The organism is Falsiroseomonas sp. RANM36, from assembly GCF_056682175.1.
This window is the reverse complement of sequence record NZ_JBWXTD010000003.1, coordinates 820020-824553: the sequence shown is the minus strand read 5'-3', so window position 1 is coordinate 824553 and position 4534 is coordinate 820020. Positions and strand designations below refer to the sequence as shown.

Sequence of the window (4534 nt, the reverse complement as noted above, 5' to 3'; positions counted from 1 at the left end):
CGCCGGCTCGAACTCCCATCCGCCGAAGACGCGGACCAGCATGCGCGGGCCGGTGGTGGCGAAGACCTCCTTGCGCTGCATGGCGTCGAAGGGCCGCTCCTCGCCTCGGCCAACGCCGACAACGGCCGGCAGCTGGCGCAGCGGCTCTGCGCGTCCTGCCACAACTTCGCCAAGGGCGGGCCGAACGGCGTCGGGCCCAACCTCTGGGGCGTGGTCGGCGGGCCGCATGCCCATGCGGCGGGCTTCAACTATTCGGCGGCGAACCGGGCCCTGGCCGAGAAGCCCTGGGACTACGAGGCGCTGAACGCCTTCATCGCCAACCCGCGGGAGGCCATGCCCGGCACCCGCATGGCCTTCGCCGGCCTGCGCAACCTGCAGCAGCGCGCCGACGTCATCGCCTTCCTGCGCTCGCTGGACGACAGCCCGAAGCCGCTGCCCTAAGTCCCCACGAAGCCGCTCGCGTCTTCGCGGGGGGCCCGGACTGGCGCCGATGCTGGGGTGATGGCTCATCCTGCCGTGGCAAAGCCACGGCAGGGCGCCAGGGGGCCACCGATATGCCGCAAGCAGCCGACTTCCTCTCCGTCGCCGAAGAAGCGGCCGATCTCGCGGGCGGCGTGATCCGCCCGCTGTTCCGCTCCGCCCTGCTGGTCGAGGCGAAGGGCGATGCCAGCCCGGTCACCGAAGCCGACAAGGCCGCCGAGCGCGCGATCCGCGACCTGCTGGCGCGCCGCCTGCCCGCCCACGGCGTGATCGGCGAGGAATACGGCGAGGAACGCGCGGATGCCGAATGGGTCTGGGTGCTGGACCCGATCGACGGCACCCGCGCCTTCGTCACCGGGCGCCCGCTGTTCGGCACGCTGATCGGGCTGCTGCATCGCGGCCGCCCGGTCCTCGGCATCATCGACCAGCCGACCACCGGGGAACGCTGGATCGGCATCGGCGGCGAGGCGACGCGCTTCGCCTCCCGCTTCGGCGGCACGCCGCGCTGCCGGCCCTGCCCCGCCCTGGCCGAGGCCGAGCTGTCCTGCACCTCGCCCGACATGTTCGACGCCGCCACCGCGCCGCGCTTCGGCCGGGTGAAGGCGGCGGCGCGCCGGACCACCTGGGGCGGCGACTGCTACGCCTATGGTCTGCTGGCGCTCGGCCTGGTGGATGTGGTGGTGGACGCCACCATGAAGCCCTGGGACTGGGCCGCCCTGGTGCCGGTGATCGAGGGTGCGGGGGGGCGCTGCACCGACTGGGCCGGCCGGCCGCTCCGCCTGGACGGCGACGGCAGCGTGCTGGCGGTCGGCGACCCGGCCCTGTTGCCGGAAGTTTCCGCCCTGCTCGACTTGTGACGGCGCTGTTGCCGCGCGCGCGGCGAGTCCCCACTCTCTCGGCCATGCGTCGCCGTGACCTGCTCTCGCTGTCCCTCGCGCTCGGCCTCGCGCCGGCCGCGGCCCGTGCCGTCACCCCCGCCGGCGGCGCTGCCGCGCCCGGCCAGGCAGTGCGCACCCATGCCCTGTCGCTGCTGGGCGAACCGCAGCTGCCGGCCGATTTCCCGCATTTCCCCTGGGTCAATCCGGATGCACCGAAGGGCGGCGAGATCGCGCGCTGGGCGCTCGGCAGCTTCGACAGCTTCAATCCGTTCATCATCCGCGGCACGCCGGCGGTCGGCTCGACGCTGATCTATGACACGCTGCTGAAGGAAAGCGCCGACGAGGCGAGCACCGAATACCCCTACATCGCGCAATGGATCGAGCTGCCGGCGGACCGCAAGGGCGTCAGCTTCGCGCTGAACCCGGCCGCACGCTGGCATGACGGCCAGCCGCTGACCGCGGCCGACGTGGTCTGGACCTTCGAGACGCTGCGCCAGCACGGCCGCCCCTTCTTCCGCGCCTACTACGCCGACGTGACCGAGGCGGTGGCCGAGACCCCGCGCCGCGTCACCTTCCGCTTCCGCTCCGACGAGAACCGGGAGCTGGCGCTGATCCTGGGCCAGCTCACGGTGCTGCCGAAGCATTGGTGGGAGGGCCGCGACTTCACGCGCCCGATCCTCGACGCTCCGCTCGGCTCCGGCCCCTATAGGATCGAGCGCTTCGACGCCGGGCGCAGCATCGTCTATCGCCGCGTCGCCGACTGGTGGGCGAAGGACATCCCGACGATGCGCGGCACGCAGAATTTCGACGTGACGCGCTTCGAGTATTTCCGCGACAACACCGTGGCGCTGGAAGCCTTCAAGGCCGGGCAGATCGACTTCCGCACGGAGAATGTCGCGCGCGACTGGGCCACGGGCTACGACTTCCCCGCGCGTCGCCGCGGCCTGGTCAAGCTCGAGGAGATCCGCCACGAGCTGCCGACCGGCATGCAGGCCTTCATCGTCAACCTCCGCCGGCCGCTGTTCCAGGACCAGCGCGTGCGCCGCGCCCTGGTGGAGCTGTTCGACTTCGAGTGGATGAACGCGAACATCTTCTACGGCGCCTACGCCCGCACCAACAGCTACTTCAGCAATTCCGAGCTCGCTTCCTCCGGCCTGCCGCAGGGGCGCGAGAAGGAGATCCTGGAGGGCTTCCGCGGCCGCATCCCGGACAGCGTCTTCACCACCGAGTTCCGGCTGCCCGTGACCGATGGATCAGGCAACAACCGCGATGGCCTGCGCCGCGCGCTGGCCCTGCTGCAGCAGGCCGGCTGGCGCGTGCAGGACAGGCGCCTGGTCAACGCCCAGGGCCGCCCCTTCGAGTTCGAGATCCTGCTCGTCTCCCCCACCTTCGAGCGCGTGGCGCTTCCCTATGTGCAGGCGCTGCAGCGCGTGGGCATGACGGTGAATGTCCGCACCGTGGACCCCGCGCAGTACCAGCGCCGCATGGACAGCTTCGACTACGACATGACGGTGGGCGGCCAGGGCCAGAGCCTCTCGCCCGGCAACGAGCAGCGCGACTTCTTCACCTGCGCCAAGGCGCGCGAGGAAGGCAGCCGCAACGTCTCCGGCATCTGCGACCCGGCGATCGACGCGCTGGTGGAGCTGGTGATCAACGCGCCCGACCGGGCGGAGCTGGTGGCGCGCACCCGCGCGCTGGACCGCGTGCTGCTGGCGCACGACTTCCTCATCCCGCACTGGCATATCCAGAGCTTCCGCGTCGCCTACTGGGACAAGTTCGGCCGCCCGGGACGCAACCCGCGCTTCGACATCGGCCTCGATGCCTGGTGGATCGACGCGGAGAAGGAACGCGCGCTGGCCGAAGCCCGCCGGACGCTCTGAGCCCGATGCGCGCGCCCCTGTCCTCGCCCGGCCCGCGCCGGGCCGCGCCCGCGGGCTGACATGGCCGCCTATATCCTGCGCCGGCTGATCCTGGTGGTGCCGACGCTGCTCGGCATCATCCTGATCAACTTCGCGGTCGTGCAGTTCGCCCCCGGCGGCCCGGTGGAGCAGATGCTGGCCGAGCTGCGCGGTGAAGGACAGACGCTCGGGCGCCTCACCGGCGAGGGCGGCGGGGAGACCCGCCAGCCCGGCGGCGGGCCGACCGCGATGCCCGGCGGCGATGTGGGCGGCGGGCCGGTGGGCACCTATCGCGGCGCGCGCGGGCTCGACCCCAACATCGTCGCCGAGATCGAGCGGATGTTCGGCTTCGACAAGCCGGCGCATGTGCGCTTCAAGGAGATGCTGGCCGGCTACCTGACCTTCGACTTCGGCCGCAGCCTGTTCCAGGACCGGCCGGTGATCGAGCTCCTGCTGGAGAAGATGCCGGTCTCCGTCAGCCTCGGGCTGTGGTCCACGCTGATCATCTACCTGGTCTCCATCCCGCTCGGCATCCGCAAGGCGGTGAAGGACGGCACGCGCTTCGACGTGGCCACCAGCGGCGTGGTGCTGGTGGGCTACGCGATCCCGGGCTTCCTCTTCGCGATCCTGCTCGTGGTGCTGTTCGCCGGCGGGTCCTTCTTCCAGTGGTTCCCGCTGCGCGGCCTGGCCTCTCCGGGCAGCGAGAGCTGGCCCTTCTGGGATCGCGCGCTCGACTATTTCTGGCACATGGCGCTGCCGACCCTCGCGCTGGTGATCGGCGGCTTCGCCGGGCTGACGATGCTGACCAAGAACAGCTTCCTCGACGAGATCGGCAAGCAGTACGTCGTCACGGCGCGCGCCAAGGGGAACAGCGAGACGCGCGTGCTTTACGGCCACGTCTTCCGCAACGCGATGCTGCTGATCATCGCGGGCTTCCCCGCGGCCTTCATCGGCATCCTCTTCACCGGCGCGCTGCTGGTGGAGATCGTGTTCAGCCTGGACGGCCTCGGGCTGCTCGGCTTCGAGGCGGCGATCCGGCGCGATTACCCGATCATGTTCGCCACGCTCTACATCTTCACGCTGCTCGGGCTGATCATGCAGATCGTCGGCGACGTGATGTACACCGTCGTGGACCCGCGCATCGACTTCGAGGCGCGGCGGTGAACGAGGTGATGGGTGGTTGCTTCTGCGGGGGCGCGGGGGGGGGGGAAGCGGCCCCGGCCCCCCCCCGCCGTTTTTTACCCCAGGGGGGGGGGGCGCTGGGGCCCCCCCCCGCGG

Annotated in this window: 5 protein-coding genes; 4 read left to right on the top strand and 1 reads right to left on the bottom strand. The window is 71.1% G+C overall.

Features of this window, described 5'->3' with window-relative positions; all coding sequences use genetic code 11:
- The coding region (locus tag AC1MIR_RS08670) for a DUF3604 domain-containing protein (protein ID WP_480028728.1) at nt 1-81 on the bottom strand (81 nt) is incomplete at its 3' end.
- Here AC1MIR_RS08670 and AC1MIR_RS08665 point away from each other — a divergent pair.
- The 4 genes from AC1MIR_RS08665 (at nt 76) to AC1MIR_RS08650 (ending at nt 4420) form a co-directional block, all read left to right on the top strand.
- On the top strand, nt 76-441 hold the full coding sequence (locus AC1MIR_RS08665; RefSeq protein ID WP_480028727.1) for a c-type cytochrome: 366 nt from the start codon (nt 76-78) through the stop codon (nt 439-441). The genes AC1MIR_RS08670 and AC1MIR_RS08665 overlap by 6 nt on opposite strands.
- Nucleotides 442-554: 113 nt before the next feature.
- The gene (hisN, locus tag AC1MIR_RS08660) at nt 555-1337 is read left to right on the top strand and encodes a histidinol-phosphatase (protein WP_480027777.1); all 783 of its coding nucleotides are present in this window, start codon (nt 555-557) and stop codon (nt 1335-1337) included.
- A gap of 44 nt (nt 1338-1381) precedes the next feature.
- Nucleotides 1382-3238, top strand: a complete 1857-nt coding sequence (locus AC1MIR_RS08655; protein WP_480027776.1) for an extracellular solute-binding protein — start codon at nt 1382-1384, stop codon at nt 3236-3238.
- Between the two features lie 60 nt (nt 3239-3298).
- Complete coding sequence (locus AC1MIR_RS08650; protein ID WP_480027775.1) at nt 3299-4420, top strand: microcin C ABC transporter permease YejB; 1122 nt, start codon at nt 3299-3301, stop codon at nt 4418-4420.
- The last annotated feature ends 114 nt before the right edge of the window (nt 4421-4534 follow it).